The sequence below is a fragment of the Sphingobacterium sp. GW821-FHT03E03 genome, assembly GCF_059420745.1.
In genome coordinates, this window is the sequence record NZ_JBWKUH010000004.1 from 52,473 (window position 1) to 68,201 (window position 15,729).

Annotated in this window: 9 protein-coding genes, 1 tRNA gene and 1 riboswitch; of the genes, 5 read left to right on the plus strand and 5 right to left on the minus strand. The window is 39.6% G+C overall.

Annotated elements, in window-relative coordinates; genetic code table 11:
- Positions 1-25: 25 nt before the first annotated feature.
- Together AC07UV_RS06690 and AC07UV_RS06695 are read right to left on the minus strand one after the other, a co-directional pair.
- Positions 26-1,336, minus strand: coding sequence for an O-acetylhomoserine aminocarboxypropyltransferase/cysteine synthase family protein (locus AC07UV_RS06690; RefSeq protein ID WP_495183122.1), 1,311 nt, complete (start codon positions 1,334-1,336; stop codon positions 26-28).
- A 258-nt stretch (positions 1,337-1,594) separates the two neighbouring features.
- Positions 1,595-1,707, minus strand: a riboswitch (SAM riboswitch).
- 203 nt (positions 1,708-1,910) lie between these two features.
- Complete coding sequence (locus tag AC07UV_RS06695) at positions 1,911-3,929, minus strand: FUSC family protein (RefSeq protein ID WP_495183123.1); 2,019 nt, start codon at positions 3,927-3,929, stop codon at positions 1,911-1,913.
- A gap of 356 nt (positions 3,930-4,285) precedes the next feature.
- Here AC07UV_RS06695 and AC07UV_RS06700 point away from each other — a divergent pair, with 356 nt between their 5' ends.
- Positions 4,286-6,778, plus strand: coding sequence for a TonB-dependent receptor domain-containing protein (locus AC07UV_RS06700; protein WP_495183124.1), 2,493 nt, complete (start codon positions 4,286-4,288; stop codon positions 6,776-6,778).
- Positions 6,779-6,878: 100 nt separating this feature from the next.
- On the opposite strand, the gene AC07UV_RS06705 is transcribed toward AC07UV_RS06700, so the two are convergent.
- Together AC07UV_RS06705 and AC07UV_RS06710 are read right to left on the minus strand one after the other, a co-directional pair.
- Positions 6,879-9,068, minus strand: a complete 2,190-nt coding sequence (locus AC07UV_RS06705; protein WP_120258147.1) for a glutamine synthetase III family protein — start codon at positions 9,066-9,068, stop codon at positions 6,879-6,881.
- 171 nt (positions 9,069-9,239) lie between these two features.
- Positions 9,240-12,068 (minus strand): S9 family peptidase, encoded by a 2,829-nt coding sequence (locus tag AC07UV_RS06710; protein WP_495183125.1) that lies wholly within the window; start codon positions 12,066-12,068, stop codon positions 9,240-9,242.
- 93 nt (positions 12,069-12,161) lie between these two features.
- On the opposite strand from AC07UV_RS06710, the gene AC07UV_RS06715 reads away from it, so the two are divergent.
- Together AC07UV_RS06715 and AC07UV_RS06720 are read left to right on the plus strand one after the other, a co-directional pair.
- A complete protein-coding gene (locus tag AC07UV_RS06715; protein WP_120258145.1) occupies positions 12,162-12,896 on the plus strand; it encodes an SIMPL domain-containing protein in 735 nt (244 codons plus the stop codon).
- Positions 12,897-13,010: 114 nt separating this feature from the next.
- Positions 13,011-13,090, plus strand: a tRNA-Leu gene (locus AC07UV_RS06720).
- 199 nt (positions 13,091-13,289) lie between these two features.
- Here the strand turns inward: AC07UV_RS06720 and AC07UV_RS06725 are convergent.
- Positions 13,290-14,153 (minus strand): winged helix-turn-helix domain-containing protein, encoded by an 864-nt coding sequence (locus AC07UV_RS06725; RefSeq protein ID WP_495183126.1) that lies wholly within the window; start codon positions 14,151-14,153, stop codon positions 13,290-13,292.
- 130 nt (positions 14,154-14,283) lie between these two features.
- On the opposite strand from AC07UV_RS06725, the gene AC07UV_RS06730 reads away from it, so the two are divergent.
- Together AC07UV_RS06730 and AC07UV_RS06735 are read left to right on the plus strand one after the other, a co-directional pair.
- Positions 14,284-14,439: a hypothetical protein gene (locus tag AC07UV_RS06730; protein ID WP_495183127.1), complete on the plus strand. Its 156-nt coding sequence runs from the start codon at positions 14,284-14,286 to the stop codon at positions 14,437-14,439.
- A 105-nt stretch (positions 14,440-14,544) separates the two neighbouring features.
- On the plus strand, positions 14,545-15,621 hold the full coding sequence (locus tag AC07UV_RS06735; protein WP_495183128.1) for a ligand-binding sensor domain-containing protein: 1,077 nt from the start codon (positions 14,545-14,547) through the stop codon (positions 15,619-15,621).
- Positions 15,622-15,729 lie beyond the last annotated feature (108 nt).

A 15,729-nucleotide genomic window follows, 5' to 3' on the forward strand; every position in this document is an offset into this window, starting at 1 on the left:
CGTTTAAATTAATGGATGTACCTGATTATTTGATCTTATCGAATGCTTGTTGTAGATCGGCTTTGATATCATCAATATGTTCGATCCCTACAGAAAGGCGCAATAACCCCGGAAATACACCCGCATTTGCCTGATCTTCATCACTTAACTGTTGGTGTGTTGTTGCAGCAGGATGGATGATCAATGATTTTGTGTCGCCTACATTGGCCAAATGGCTGATGAGCTCTAGGCTGTCGATAAAAGCATTAGCTTTTTGAGCAGCATCACCCTTCAACTGGAAGGAAAGGACAGCACCATAACCGTTTTTAAGATATTTTTGCGCATTGGCAAAACTCGGTGAACTTTTTAATCCTGGATAATTTACCTTCTCTACCTGTGGATGGGCTTCAAGCCATTTGGCAACCTCTAAGGTGTTGTCCACATGGCGTTGGACGCGCAATGACAGTGTTTCAAGTCCTTGTAACAATAAGAATGAATTGAATGGAGAAAGTGCCGGACCAAAATCACGTAGACCTTCAACACGGGCGCGGATAGCAAATTGAATATTGCCAAAAGGCCCTTTTTCACCGAATACTTCAGAGAATACCAAGCCGTGATAGCCCTCGGATGGTTCGGAAAATTGTGGGTATTTTCCATTGCCCCAATTGTAATTCCCGCCATCAACGATGACACCACCGATACTTGTGCCATGACCGCCGATCCATTTTGTTGCAGATTCAACGACGACATGTGCACCATATTCCAATGGTTTGAACAGATAACCTCCGGCACCAAACGTATTATCAACAATTAAAGGTAAATCATATTTTTTAGCAACAGCAGCAATTTTTTCAAAGTCAGGAATGTTGAAACTAGGATTTCCGATGGTCTCCACATAGATAGCTTTTGTTTTATCGTCAATAAGAGCTTCAATTTTGTCTGCTTCGGCATCGGTCGCAAAACGAGCTTCGATACCCAAGCGTTTGAAAGCAACTTTAAACTGGTTAAATGTACCACCGTATAAATTAGAACCTGCCACAAAGTTATCTCCCTTTTCAAGAATATTGTTTAAGGCGATAAATTGTGCCGCTTGACCCGAAGCAACAGCTAAAGCCGCAACCCCACCTTCCAACGCTGCAATACGTTGTTCAAAAACATCCGTCGTAGGATTCATTATCCGTGTATAGATATTGCCAAATTGTTTCAGCGCAAATAGATTGGCTCCATGTTCAGCATTCTCAAATACAAATGAAGATGTTTGGTATATAGGTACCGCTCTGGATCCAGTGGTTGGATCTGCCACTTGGCCAGCGTGAACTTGTAGCGTTTCGAATTTTAGATTTTTGTTGGAAGACATAATATATCAGATTTTAAGGGTTCAAAAAAATGTTAACAAGGAAAAAAAGGAAGCATACACACCTGCTGAAAAGGTCTATTAATATCGTTATCCGGGAAAAAGGAGAATGATGCTTAACAAGTTGGGAGGTGCATATGCATGCGCATTCGCATAGACATGGCAATGCTATGTGTTGCTCCTTTACCTATTAGTTGGTTCGTCTGAAATGAACCTAAATTGTTGATGGTTTTGTGTAATGTAATAATCATTGTCTTATTTCATTTATATGCTCCAAAACGATATTGCTTTGGACAGGATTTGGCACCTTTTCAACCAAATTGAAGGTTGCCAGTGGGTCATAGAGCCAGTCTCTCGCCACTTCTTTATAAATCAAGACCTGCTGATTAAGGAAGGTGTTGATTAGAAATCTTCATCTGAAGACACTGCAAATATAAACTTCTTTTCTATTAATGCAAAAGAAAAACAATTTTTTAATTAAAACTATTTTGTAAATACATGTTCCCAATAACCTACAGAAATATAGGCTGAGTTGAAAATCACGTGGTTATTTACTTTTTAAGGACGGAATTTCACCTTATTTTTTACTAGGTGAGATATGTTCCGCTATTTGATCCAAATCTGTCAATAACGATTTTAACTCATCTATTCTGACATAGATGTCTTTGTGCAGGACTTCCGGATTCTTTTTACTGATGGAAATGGAAAGTCCGACTAGATGCGAATTGACGCGATAGGAGAGTGCTTGAAAATGGTGGATATGGGACCAATCTATCCATTTGTGCTCAGGTTCTTTCTTCATTTGGTTGATGGAGTCTGAAAATAGTGCCATCGCTGTTTGCGCCTTTTTACGTGCTAACCGGATGTCAAAGGAGCTCTGTAGATTGTCTGATAGCCGTTGGTTGATAATCTGGAAGTAATGTTGGTTGTAGCTTGCAACCTCCTTTGCTAAATGGACCAAGCTTGAGCTTTGGCGTACTGGAATCAAGAAGTATCCTGCGATGGTCAGAAATGCACCTATCAATGTAAAAGCCATACGACTGCCCAAAATAAGATCGATATTGCCTTCAAATAGGTTTAGCGCAATGACAACGCCCAATGTAATAAAAATAACACTGACCATATAATTGGATCGGTTGAATAGAAAGAAGCCAAAAAGACCGATTGCCGATAGGCTCAGTAATAAGGGGAGACTTTGGAAGAATGCTAGACAGAAGATGCCGATCAAAATACCTGAAAATGTACCTACAATCCGTTCGATGTTGCGTGTTTTGGTCATCGAAAATGCCGGTCTCGCTACGATAGCGATGGTCAGCAAAATCCAATACGTATATTTGAAGTCTAGGAACAGAATGCCGATCAATGCGCCAACACCAAAAAGTAGGGCCATACGTAGCGCAAAACGAAATAACGGATTTTTAAGGTGAAGTTTATTTTTGATTTCACTCAGACTGCCTAGGGGGCGATTGATAAATTGTTGATATTCCGCTGTATCTATTTTGTCCTGAATTTCCTGATTCTGATAAAAAGCAACCTGAATCCGACGGAGTACCTCAAGAATAGACTCCATATTGGTGATAATCGACCTTAGGATAGGGCCGGCTGGACCAGCTTGTTGTTGCTGAATGTTTTTAAGCTCGGTCAAGAGCTCATTCAGTTTAATTGTATTGTAATACAATTGCTGTGCATATCGGAATCTTATATGTGGCTGTGAGAAGCTATCAATTTCTAAGGCCAACAATTTTATTGCACGACGGATCACAGGAAGGCTACCCGTATCTGCAAGATTCTTGCGGATTGCATCATAGTCATGATCGAGGGCGATGATGAGTTCATGTAGATCAATCAGGCCATAAACCTGACTAAGCCAATAATTACTTTTGGGCCATTGATGACCAATAATTTTTTTCTCGCGGAACAACAATGAACGGATCTGTTCCTGCTGCTCACTGATCTGACCGTGAATTTTGCCCACGCGACTGTAGGTAATGTCCAGTGGAATGCTGGGGTCATAGGACTGGGCACGGATCAGCAAGAATTTAGATAAACCCTGAAAACCATTTGCCATCGCATGCTTCAATGAACGATAGGGTCTTATATAAGCCTGTAGCAAGCTGAATAAATAATAAATAGCTGCTCCTGTTGTGATTTGCAGGCCGATCGCCAAGGGATGTTTTGGTGCCAGGCCAATGACAAAACTCATTAAGATCAAAGTCATATTGCCGATAGCAGCATAACGCGGACCGAACAGGCCATACAAGGTAAAGGTAAATCCGGCTAAACCAAGGAGAATAACCAAGGGCCAGTGAAAAGGAAATAAGTAAGCTGTAAGAAACGAGGCAACAAAGAATGTCGGAATGCACACCAATGCAGAGGATAGTTTATCCTTGCGGTTACCGGGAGGGTCAGTCAAGGTCGTCAACAAAGAGCCTACACCAATTCCTATGGCGGTACTCGCCGGAGTTCCTAATAAATAGATTGCTAAACTCGGTAAAATACTGATGGATACATTTCGCAAAGCGTCACCACTGTGCTCGCCTTGGATAAATCGAATAACTCGGCTATAAATACGGTTGAATCTTTTCTTTAATGACACGATGCCCATCAATCAGTTTACTAATTTTCGTTGCAAAAATACGAATATTATGCTTAATATTTTATATATACATTTTATTTATTTTGAATATAGTTGTTTTTTTGAATTTTTATTTTGGAGCAAGTGATCTGTGTCGTTCTATTTCTTTCTTGTACTGATTGAGGGTGCTGGTTGGTCATATTTATAGGTAGAGCAGCCTATTTTTGAATTATTACAGTAAGGGCATCTCATTGTATGGATGAAATGCGGTTTACCGAAGTTATTTGGCTTTCTACCGACTGTTTTTGGTTGTCTATCTATTTCTGCTGGTTAGCGTGTAATGAAAATCCGAGGTTTGTTGTCATCAATATATAAAAATGAGCATTGCTGCCCTAATTGATGATATAAAGATTTACATGATGAAACCACAGAAAAATAAATCGTTGCTATTTTCCATTATTATAATTCTCGTCTTTGCTTGGGGAACTGTTTCTGCACAATCTGGAGAGGGAAAGCTACACGCCGTTGTTGTTGGTCCGGATGATGGGCCGCTTGGTGCGGCCAGTATCTCACTGTTGCGGAGTCCGGGGGATATTCCGTTGAAAGGGACATTGTCGAAAGAGAATGGAGGAATTGAGTTCGTGGAGGTACCTAGTGGTAAATATATGATACAAGTTTCAGCAGTAGGTTATACAACCTATCGCTCTACCGAAATCGCATTGAAGTCGGGGGCCATTATGTCTTTGGATACCATTCGCCTACAGGCGGAAACACGAGTTTTGGGCGAGGCTCAGGTCGTTGGTCGGAAGCCGTTAATTGAAAGTCAAATTGACAAGATTGTACTCAATGTAGAGAATAGTGTACTGGCAACCGGAAACAACGCATTGGAACTCCTGCAAAAAGTTCCCGGTGTGACTTTGGATAATAAAAAAATTAACCTGCGCGGTAAAAGTAATGTAATTATTATGATCGACGGAAAGCCTACTTACCTCTCTGCGGATGAAGTTTCCAGACTGTTGGAGAATACGGCGTCAAATTCAATCGCTTCGATTGAAGTCCTTACCAATCCGCCGGCGAAATATGACGCCGCCGGAAACGCTGGTATTATCAATATCAAAACCAAAAAAAATACACAATTCGGCAGTAACGTTAGCTTGAACCTCAATCTGGGACAGGGAAAATACACGAAAGGTGATGGCGGTTTTCTGCTCAACCATCGCAACAGTTGGGTAAATCTGTTTGCTTCATATAATTACCAGAATAGTTTAGGTTTTAATGATTTAACGATCGATCGTTCTGTCAGGGATTCAATCGGGACAACCTATTTCAATTCGGATTCCTATTCGAAATTTCGTTATCGCGGACATAACTTTAAATTCGCAGCGGATTTTAACCTTGGTAAACAAGAAGTGCTTGGCTTTGTCGTCAACGGTAATGTGAGCAATGGTAATTCTACACGACAGGGAGATAATTTAATCGCTTCGGAAAAAGGTAAATTGGATTCAGTCGTACAGGGAAGCAACTTTTCGGATTTCACCTATCACTACTTGGCTTACAACCTCAATTACAAAAAGACATTCGATACATTGGGAACTGAACTGACAGCGAATGCAGATTATTCTTATTCCAAAAATAACGATAACAGCACAGTGAAAAACCGTTTCTTAGATCCAAATTGGACGGAATTTAAAATGCCAAAGATTTTTCGAAATGACATGTTGTCCAATACCAAAATTTTAGTTTTCAAAACAGATTTTGTTCATCCCTTTGACAAAACAACAAAACTCGAAGCGGGTCTGAAATATAGTCGTGTGAAAACAGATAATATTTTGATCTATGAGGATCAAAATACTGCAGGGGAATTTGTGCGAAACGAAAAGCAGAGCAATCAGTTTTTGTATAACGAAGATATCGCAGCAGCATATTTTACGCTGAATAAATCCTTTGGAAAGTTTTCTGTGCAAGCCGGACTCCGTGTTGAAAATACCAGCTCATTGGGCAATTCAGTAACCTTAGGACAGCAGACAGAACGTAATTATACTGATTTCTTTCCAACGGTATTTATACAACAACAGATCAATGATAATCACAAACTTGGTCTAAGCTATAGCCGAAGAATAGACCGTCCGGATTATGGTGCGTTGAATCCTTTTATCTACTACCTAGATCAATATACCTATCAATATGGTAATCCCTATTTAAATCCACAATATACCAACTCCTATGAGCTGAATTACACCTTTAAGGAACGTTATTTGTTGAGTCTTGGCTATAAGAGAACCAATGATGCGATCACGCAGGTAATAGAGAGCAATTCTGAAACCAAGGCCATCGCACAGACAGACCGGAATCTGACCTATTTCGATTATTATAATATGAATATCAATATACCGGTTAAAGTGCTTAAATGGTGGACTACTTCCAACAACTTGACTGCATTTTATAGCAAATATAATTTTGACGAGCGCTCAGGTGCCCAGCGTCAGCTGGAAAAGTTATCTTTTCAGGTGAGCTCCAATCATGATGTCCGTATCGGTGAGACAACCAATGTGGAGCTGACCGCTAATTATTTCTCACCGGCTGTCTATGGTGTCTTTAGTTTTAAATCTTACTATGGAATCGATCTCGGAGCAGGGAAAACTTTTCTTGATAAAAAACTGAATGTGAAGCTAGCGGTGAATGATATATTGAATACAAGAGGACAACGGAGATTAACCAGTTCGCAGGAAAATGGGTATTATCGCATTCGTAATGGACACGATAGTAGAGTGGTGAGGTTGTCTCTTTCTTACCGTTTTGGAAACGTCAATATTAAGTCGGTGAATAAGCAGGCTGGAGATAATGATGAGGATAACCGTTTGAAAAAATAGCAGCTTGGTCGGGTATTTGTTTAGCTCAACTGGCGATATATAAAAACAAGAAGAGCATTCCATCAGGAATGCTCTTCTTGTTTTTATATATTAAGCAATATTAGCTTAAGAATAGGATCTCTCTCAATTTTGGAAGAGGCCATTTTTTATCGTCAACGATTTTTTCCAATTTGTTTACATGGTAACGGATCACATCAAAATATGGTTTTACCGATTCATCATAAGCGATTGATCGCTCACGTATATCTTCGATCTGATTTGCTTTTTTACGCTCTTGACGCATAGCTTCTGCTTGTTCCAAGATTGTGTTTACATGTGTCGAGATACGTTCTACGAAATTCAATTGTGAGCTAAATGCTGCTTGAGCCAGACCTAAGTCTTTCAGGCCTTTTACATTTTCGATCAATTCGTTTTGATAGATGAAACATGCAGGGGCAATTTGGTTATTGACCATCTCTTCGATAACACGAGCCTCGATTTGAAGTTTCTTGTAGAAATTTTCCAACAAGATCTCATGGCGAGCTTCTGATTCACGTCTTGTGTAGATACCCATTGCTTCAAACAAAGCCAATGATTCTTCTTTTACATAGACATCCAATGCCTTAGGAGTAGATTTGATGTTTGAAAGACCGCGTGCTTCCGCTTCTTTTTCCCACTCTTCGCTGTATCCATTTCCTTCAAAACGGATCGCTTTAGAATCTTTAATATATTTGCGGACAACATTTAAGATCGCAAGATCTTTCTTCGTGCCTTTTTTGATCTGTTTGTCTACTTCTATTTTGAACTCATTTAATTGTGCAGCAACGATGGCATTTAATACCGTCATTGGAAGGGCAGAGTTGGCAGAAGAACCTACAGCGCGGAACTCGAACTTATTACCTGTAAATGCGAAAGGTGAAGTACGGTTACGGTCCGTGTTATCCAATTTCAATTCTGGAACTTTAGGGATACCGTGCCACAAGTTCGCTTCAGCTTTTACTTTCTTGGCTACACGAGCTGATTCTACTTCTTCCAATAATTCGTCTAATTGAGAACCTAAGAAGATCGAGATAATTGCTGGTGGCGCTTCGTTAGCACCTAAACGGTGGTCGTTGCTTGCACTTGCAATAGATGCACGCATTAAATCTGCATTCTCAAATACAGCTTTGATGGTATTGACAAAGAATGTCAAGAACATCAGGTTATTTTTAGGTGTTTTGCCTGGAGACAATAGATTAACACCAGTATTGGTAATCAAAGACCAGTTGTTGTGTTTTCCAGAACCGTTTACACCAGAGTATGGTTTTTCATGTAACAATACTTTGAAATTATGTCTCAAAGCAACTTGCTCCATCACATTCATCAACAATTGATTGTGGTCAATTGCCAAGTTGATCTCTTCGTACATTGGCGCGCACTCAAACTGCGATGGTGCCACCTCATTGTGACGCGTTTTTAATGGAATGCCTAATTTTAATGCTTCGTTTTCTAAGTCAACCATATACGCTAATACACGCTCTGGAATCGCACCGAAATAATGGTCTTCTAATTGTTGGCCTTTAGCAGACATGTGACCGAATAAAGTACGTCCAGTCAATTGAAGGTCAGGACGTGCATTGTATAAAGAAAGGTCAACTAAAAAATACTCTTGCTCAATACCAAGAGAAGCGTTTACTTTCGTGATTGATTTATCAAAATATTGTGCAACTTCAGTTGCTGCTTTATCAACAGCATTGATTGCTTTTAATAAAGGTGCTTTATAATCTAATGATTCACCAGTATAGGAAACAAATACAGTAGGGATACAAAGTGTTTTACCTGCACCAGTTTCGTAGATAAATGCTGGCGAAGATGGATCCCATGCCGTATATCCTCTCGCTTCGAATGTATTACGGATACCACCATTAGGGAAAGATGAAGCATCTGGCTCTTGTTGAACTAAAGCATCTGCCGTGAATTTTTCGATTGCTTCGCCATTTTCATCAGGCTCGAAAAATGCATCGTGTTTTTCAGCTGTCGAACCTGTTAAAGGTTGAAACCAGTGTGTGTAGTGGGAAACGCCATGATTAAGGGCCCAAGTTTTCATCGCTTGCGAAATGTGCTCAGCTAAATCTCTTGAAATAATCTGTCCCTCTTCTATGGATGCAACTAACTCCTTGTATGAGTTTTTAGGAAGGTAGTCTTTCATTTTGTTTACGGAAAAAACGTTCTTTCCGTAGATGTCAGTTGCTTTTTTAGTTTCAACTTTTTCAAATTGTGCAATCTGGCGTGAGCCCGCTGCCTCTACTGCTTTGAATCTTAGGTTCGACATTTGTATTTTATAATTAAATTACAGTTTTGTTGATTTTGTTTTTCAAAAATATTGTGTTTTTGCGGAAAACTGAAATTTTTTTTGATTTTTTTTTACAAAATGCATCTTTGAAACTAGTTTTTGGTTAAAAAAATAGGTCGATTTGGGTAAATCGACCTATTTTGAGTGTTTTTAGTTGTAATCAAGTCCCCAGTCTATTCCTTTTAAGGTAGCCGGTACTCCTTTCTTCAACCAATTTGCCGCAGGGGCTCCTTTTAGGTAGTGATCGAAGAACTGCTGTTCACGAATCTGTATATCTTTTCTGTTTTGTCGTTGAATCAAATTATGTTCATCGCCATTATAGTTCAACATCCAGACCGGTTTGTTTAACCGACGCAATGCTGTAAACATTTCGATACCTTGGTACCATGGCACAGCACCATCATTATCGTTGGCCATAATAACAACAGGCGTATTTACCTTGTTCATGTGAAACAGGGGCGAATTCTCCAAATAGAGTTCGGGCGCCTCCCATAAGGTTTTTCCGATTCGGCTTTGCGTATGCTCGTACTGGAATTGACGTGACATACCCGACTGCCAACGTATTCCCCCATAAGCGGAAGTCATATTGACTACTGGTGCTCCGGTCCATGCTGCAGCATACATATTGGTGCGTGTGATCAGGTGGGCTACCTGATAGCCGCCCCAGCTTTGCCCCTGAATGCCCATTTTGGTGCTGTCTACCCAGGAGTTTTGTGCTAAATGACGCATTCCCGAATTGATATATTCCTCTGCTGACTTTCCGGGGTGTCCGGTTTCATAACTGATATTTGGTGCAAATACCAAATACTCGTTGCTTACGAAATAGGGTATATTTAATCGCGAAGGGGTAGGAGCAGGTGGTTGGTAGGTATAAAGACCATCCGACAGTTTCTCGTAGAAATAAGCAATGATCGGATATTTTTTTGCAGGGTCAAAATTTTCAGGTTTGTAAAGAATACCTTCCGCCTGATGACCTGCTGGTGTGGTCCAATGCACAAGTTCGGCGGTGCCCCAGTTATAATTTGCCTGTTGTTTGTTAATATCGGAAAGTTGCAGTTCATCTTTGAACTTGATACTATTGATATAAACGTTAGGCGAATTGCTATAGTCTTCCTTGCTATAAAGGATCGTTTGTTGATCAGCAGAAGCATTTATATTTCTAAATGTTTTTGGTTCAACAAAAAGGCTTTTGGGATCATTATGCTGTCCTTTAAATTGATAAAAACCAGATTCTTTGGTTTTATTGTCAAATGATGTCAGGAAGCCTCCTTTTTTGTAGTCCAGTGTCAATGGCAGATCACGGTCTTCATCACGCCGTAAAGGGAGGTAACGGAATGTCGTTTGGGAGGCAGCACCATAACCGTTAGTGAGAATGGATTTATTGGATCCATCCAGATTAAAATACCAGATGTCATAACGTGAGTTGAGGTATACGCCTTTGTAGTCAGCGCTCCAGGCTGCCATACCATATCCCTGTGCTGCGGTAGGCATATCGTTCTCCTCATCAGCAAAGGATGCCGGAATACCTTCGTTTAATACGACCTTTCTTTTAGAGCTAATCTGATAAGAATTCCAGGTTCCTTTCTCTTCATCGAAATAAACGACATATTTTGCATCCGGACTCAGCGCCACATTTCCCGAGAAGTTGGAAAGAATTAATTCCCGTTGTCCAGTTCTTGTTGAGACCAGGTAGATATCTTCTTTTGTGCCACCTTTCCATTGACTTTCGATCCGTTTACCAAAATCTGTACGCGCCAATACATACTCTGCGTTTCCATCAGCTGTAAGGGTCGTGGAATTGAAGGTCTCATCTGTCAGTGGGATAACCGTACGATTGTTTTTGGGGTAGGTAACCGCTAAGAAATTTTTGGACAGATCTTTTTTTAGGTTGACCAGTTGCATGGGTTGTAAGTAGTCATCCTGCCAGCCCCACACATCGACTTTGGCATGTTCAAAATCAACTAATGCCGTGTCTTTGACACGCGGGATAGGTGCGATACCAAAGAAAAGCTTTTCACCATTTTTACTGAATCGGATATTTCCATCTCCGCTGACTGCCCAGTTTTTGGGAATACCCGAGCTATTTTTGGTAGCTAGGTACTGTGCGGTATCGATGCCATTGGTATAATAATAGAGGTTATAGTTTTTAACCAGTGCTTTTTCTTTGGAGAGATCACCTAAATAAGCCAGTTGATTGCCCGTTTCATCAAAACTGAAATTTTTATATTCACCTTTGCCTGTTGATATTTTTTTTAAGTTTTTGGTTGCTATATCATATAAATAGACTCCAGATTCTCTAGAAAGACTGTCTTTTGCGTCAGTTTTCTTAGAAAAGACAAGTTTTGTTCCATTTTTGTTCCATTCATATTGATCTACTAGCGAGAATTGGACTGAATCTCCAGAATTAAGATCATACAAAGCTAATGTAGTGACAGCTTTCTTCTTTTTGTCGTTGCTATTTTTCTTGTTTTGAGTAGTGTCAGCCGGATTTTTGGATGAGCCTGTTTTTTCGTCCGCTTGTTTATCAAATAGGAAGGAAACAAAATTGTTATTTTGTTCTGCAACTTTATAGGATTTCACCTGTGCAAATTTAACAAGCGAAGAGCTGGTTAAATTATAGATTACCAGGGAGTCTTTAGGTAAATCCTCCGTTTTTTTCTTTTTGATTTTTGCCTCACGTGTTACGGCAAAGGGTGCTTTGATTAAGCTGATCAAATGATTTTCTGTATCGGTCAGTTTTCCAGTATAGCCCCGCGGAATCTGAATCAATTCTTTGTTTTCTTTTGTTTTCAGGAACAGTTGGCTATCTCCTTCTTGTGGAGCAACCTGAAAGAGTACAAATTTACCGGATTTACTGATATAGGGAGATGATATGCTTTGCCAGCTATCATATACCGTATGGTCCACTGGTTTCTTTTGTGCGTGCACAGCTAAGGTCGCGAGAAAACAGAGTGGGATACAGATATTTTTCTTATTCATGTTTAAATTCTTTTGCTGCAATTTATCTATAAAAAATAAAAAATCGTTGATTTTTTGGTATATTCATTGTTACGTAAATATAAAAAACTGATTATGAAATCATCATCTATTATTGTTTCTGTTATCGTGAGCGTCGCCGTGTTGCTTACTGCATGGATCCTGGGCAATGCATATCGGTATAAATATAAATCTACACAGACAATTACCGTCAACGGCAATGCAAAGAAAGATTTTGAATCTGATTTGGTAAAATGGAACGCAACTTTCAGTAGAAAGAACTTCGAATTAAGTGCGGCATCGGCACAATTGGCAACAGATCGTGATCTGGTACGTGACTTTTTAGTTCAACAAGGGATTAAAGTAGATGAAATTCGTTTTGAGGCCGTGAATATCGCTAAAGATTTTGAATACCATACCGATGGAAAGGGGAACGGTTATAATACATTTTCGGGTTATACCCTGTCACAGACAGTAAGTGTGGAATCCAGAGATCTGAATAAGGTGGACAACGCTTCAAGGGAAATATCAACATTGATCTCGAAAGGAATAGAGCTGAGTTCGAGTACTCCAAATTATTATTACTCAAAATTGGAGGATCTGAAATTAGAACTGATCTCCCAAGCTTCAAAAAATGCACACCAACGTGCCGACAATATTGCCAAGGAATCGAATGCAGGATTAGGTAGTCTGGTGAAAGCCGATCTGGGAATTTTTCAGATAACTGGTCAAAATGATAATGAAGAGTACTCTTCGGGAGGGGCTTTTAATACAACTTCACGTAAGAAAACAGCGAATATAACGGTTAGAGCAAGTTTTTTGAGTAATTAACGAAAAATTATTTGACTGTATTTCAGTGTACTATTGAATTTGAGTAGAAATTTGTTCAAAAAGTTTTCTCTTTTTCAATAAAAAACCTACTTTTGCATCATCCCAAACGGATATGCCCGGATGGCGGAATTGGTAGACGCGCTGGTCTCAAACACCAGTGGGAAACCGTGCCGGTTCGACTCCGGCTCCGGGTACAAAATCCCTCTTTACGCAAGTAGAGAGGGATTTTTTTGTACTTTATTGGAACAATAGATCGAGAGAGGTAGATCGGGGATCAGATGCAAAAGCTGTGAACTGAACAAATCTTGTATTCGTTCAGTTCACAGTAGGGTACAATTTTAGAAAGCCCTTACCCTGGTTTTAGGGACAGGTCATATTCATGCGAACCTCTTCTTAAGCGCTAATTTCAAGCTTATAGCCTTTACCACGTATAACAACAATATTGATCTTCGGATCATGCTCCAATTTTTTTCTCAGTTTTGATATAAACATATCCAGACTGCGCCCCACAATAACACCTTCATCTTCCCAGATCTCTTTTTGCAAGCGGCTTCTCATGATCGTTTCGTTTGGTGAGGATGCAAAAATGAGCAGCAGACGGGCTTCGGTTCCGGTCAGGTCTATCGTTCTGTCATGGATAATCAGTTTTCGTTCTTTTGCGTTGTACAACACTGATCCCAGGGTGAACAGGGTGGTCGACTGATCTTTAGCTGTGGTTTTTCGCGACTTTACAGATCTCAAAAAAATAAATCCAACAATAGCTAAGATCGGGAGACTGCCCAGCAGATAGCTGTTTTTTGTTGTATGTATTCCTGTCGGTTTGAATGTAATATTGATCATGTAACAGGCACTAGGTTGTATTCTTCCTATACATGCGATAATATCATCTTTTTTATTTTTAGATATGGAATAGCTGTAGGCCACATTGGAACTTCCGCATTTTAGAACACGAACAATATAATCGACAGCGAAGGGGCCTTTTGCTAATAGACGTCGGGTCGTATTCACCAAAGAATCCGGCTGAAAACTGAAGTCATGCTCAAACCTGATCTGATATTCATTTTCTGCAACCTTTTCTATGGGGAGCACCCTTGACGTACTGTCACCAGTCTGTAAGAGTAATTCGTGTCCGACTCTACGAAGCAAAACTTCCCTTTTTGCGAAATCAAAGTCGTCGGTATTGTTGATGCTAAAAGAACCGAAGACGATACAAATAGACAGGATCAGCAAGGATCCATATACATATCTACTTCTCATTTTGAACAGTTTTTCCCTATATAACATGCTATTTACGATTTATTTACAAAGTTTACATTTTTATTTACAATCCAAATTCCCCGGACTGAAAAATACCAAAGTAATTTCGCTGTATCAACTTTGATACGGGATGAAAACTAAAAAAACTGTGTTATGGCTTGTGCTGATCTGGCTATTGGGAATACTTGATTTTCAACGATTGCCCCGGCCGAAAAACGATACCCGAGCTGTCGTATGTCAGCCCAATATTGAAAAAGACGAATTGTTTTGGAAAGCACCGACTTAGCTCCGCTTTGGTACGATGACTAATATGCCCATTGAAAGAAATAAATTATAAAAATAAAAGAGCAGATTGATCCAAGGTGGTTCTGCTCATTAGATAAAAAAAATTATGCAATACATACTTATACATACGTTACTCTCGCTATTTGTCGCTAGTCATTGTAGCGCACAGCGCAAAAAGACAGCTGAACAACTAGGCAATATGCAGTCTGAAGTAGACCGTATGCCAACTGGAACTAATACTGCTTCTTCGCTGCATGGCCCAAACAGTATCGTACGTACAATCACACAAGATCGAAAAGGGAATATCTGGATGGCCTCATGGGAGGGTGTTTTTCGATATGATGGAAAATCGTTTACCAATGTAACCAATCAAGTGAGTTCAACACGTTTTTTTTCTGTGTTAGAAGATAAAAAGGGAAACTTTTGGTTTGCTTCTATCGGTTCGGGTGTCTATTATTACGATGGAAAATCCTTTCTGAATTTTACAAGTAAGGATGGTCTTTCCAGTGACCGGGTAACGACTATTTATGAAGATAGGTCTGGTCATATATGGTTTGGCTCCGATAATGGGGTAAGCCGCTACGATGGGAAATCTTTTCAAAATTTTAAAATGAATAAAGGGATAGTTCCAGTTACGGCTGATTCTGTTCATATATCGGTTTACCAACAGCAGCTTCCGGAAAATCATCCCATGCACAATGATGTGAATGCTATCGTTGAAGATAATACAGGAAAACTTTGGTTCGGTACCAGGGGATATGCTTGCATTTATGATGGAAAGACATTTACGGTTGTAGTCAATAAAGAAGGAAAACCATTTGCAAATGTCAGGTCAATAATCAAGGATAGAAAAGGTAATATTTGGCTAGGAGGTTATGATGGTCTTTGGCGTTATGATGGCCGCACATTTACCAATTTTACAAAGAATTTTGTTGGATATATCTACGAAGACAAAGGAGGCAATATTTTGACCAGTTCAGAAAGCGCTCATAACAAAAGTTGGATCCTTTCTCGTTATGCAGAGAAATCCTTGTCGAATGGGAATACAATGGTAACTGAAATCGCAAATAAACCAATGATCTTTGGGATTTTAGAAGATGATAAACGCAATATTTGGTTTGGCTCACTAGATGGCGTGTATGTTTATGATGGAAAAATCATCACAAACTTTAAAGGGAAATAGAGTATTTTTTCTTTGCTTATCCTTTGTTATTTTATTGCTATTTCTCTGCTTATTTGTTGCTGTTTCTTTGGTTATTTATTGCCATTTCTTTGGGTATTCATGGGTTGT

Excerpts from the sequence above, each read along its gene's own strand:
- AC07UV_RS06700 (WP_495183124.1), top strand. The coding sequence starts at position 4,286 with ATGAGCATTGCTGCCCTAATTGATGATATAAAGATTTACATGATGAAA.
- AC07UV_RS06715 (WP_120258145.1), top strand. The coding sequence starts at position 12,162 with ATGAAATCATCATCTATTATTGTTTCTGTTATCGTGAGCGTCGCCGTG.
- AC07UV_RS06730 (WP_495183127.1), top strand. The coding sequence starts at position 14,284 with ATGAAAACTAAAAAAACTGTGTTATGGCTTGTGCTGATCTGGCTATTG.
- AC07UV_RS06735 (WP_495183128.1), top strand. The coding sequence starts at position 14,545 with ATGCAATACATACTTATACATACGTTACTCTCGCTATTTGTCGCTAGT.
- AC07UV_RS06705 (WP_120258147.1), bottom strand. The coding sequence starts at position 9,068 with ATGTCGAACCTAAGATTCAAAGCAGTAGAGGCAGCGGGCTCACGCCAG.
- AC07UV_RS06725 (WP_495183126.1), bottom strand. The coding sequence starts at position 14,153 with ATGAGAAGTAGATATGTATATGGATCCTTGCTGATCCTGTCTATTTGT.
- AC07UV_RS06710 (WP_495183125.1), bottom strand. The coding sequence starts at position 12,068 with ATGAATAAGAAAAATATCTGTATCCCACTCTGTTTTCTCGCGACCTTA.
- AC07UV_RS06690 (WP_495183122.1), bottom strand. The coding sequence starts at position 1,336 with ATGTCTTCCAACAAAAATCTAAAATTCGAAACGCTACAAGTTCACGCT.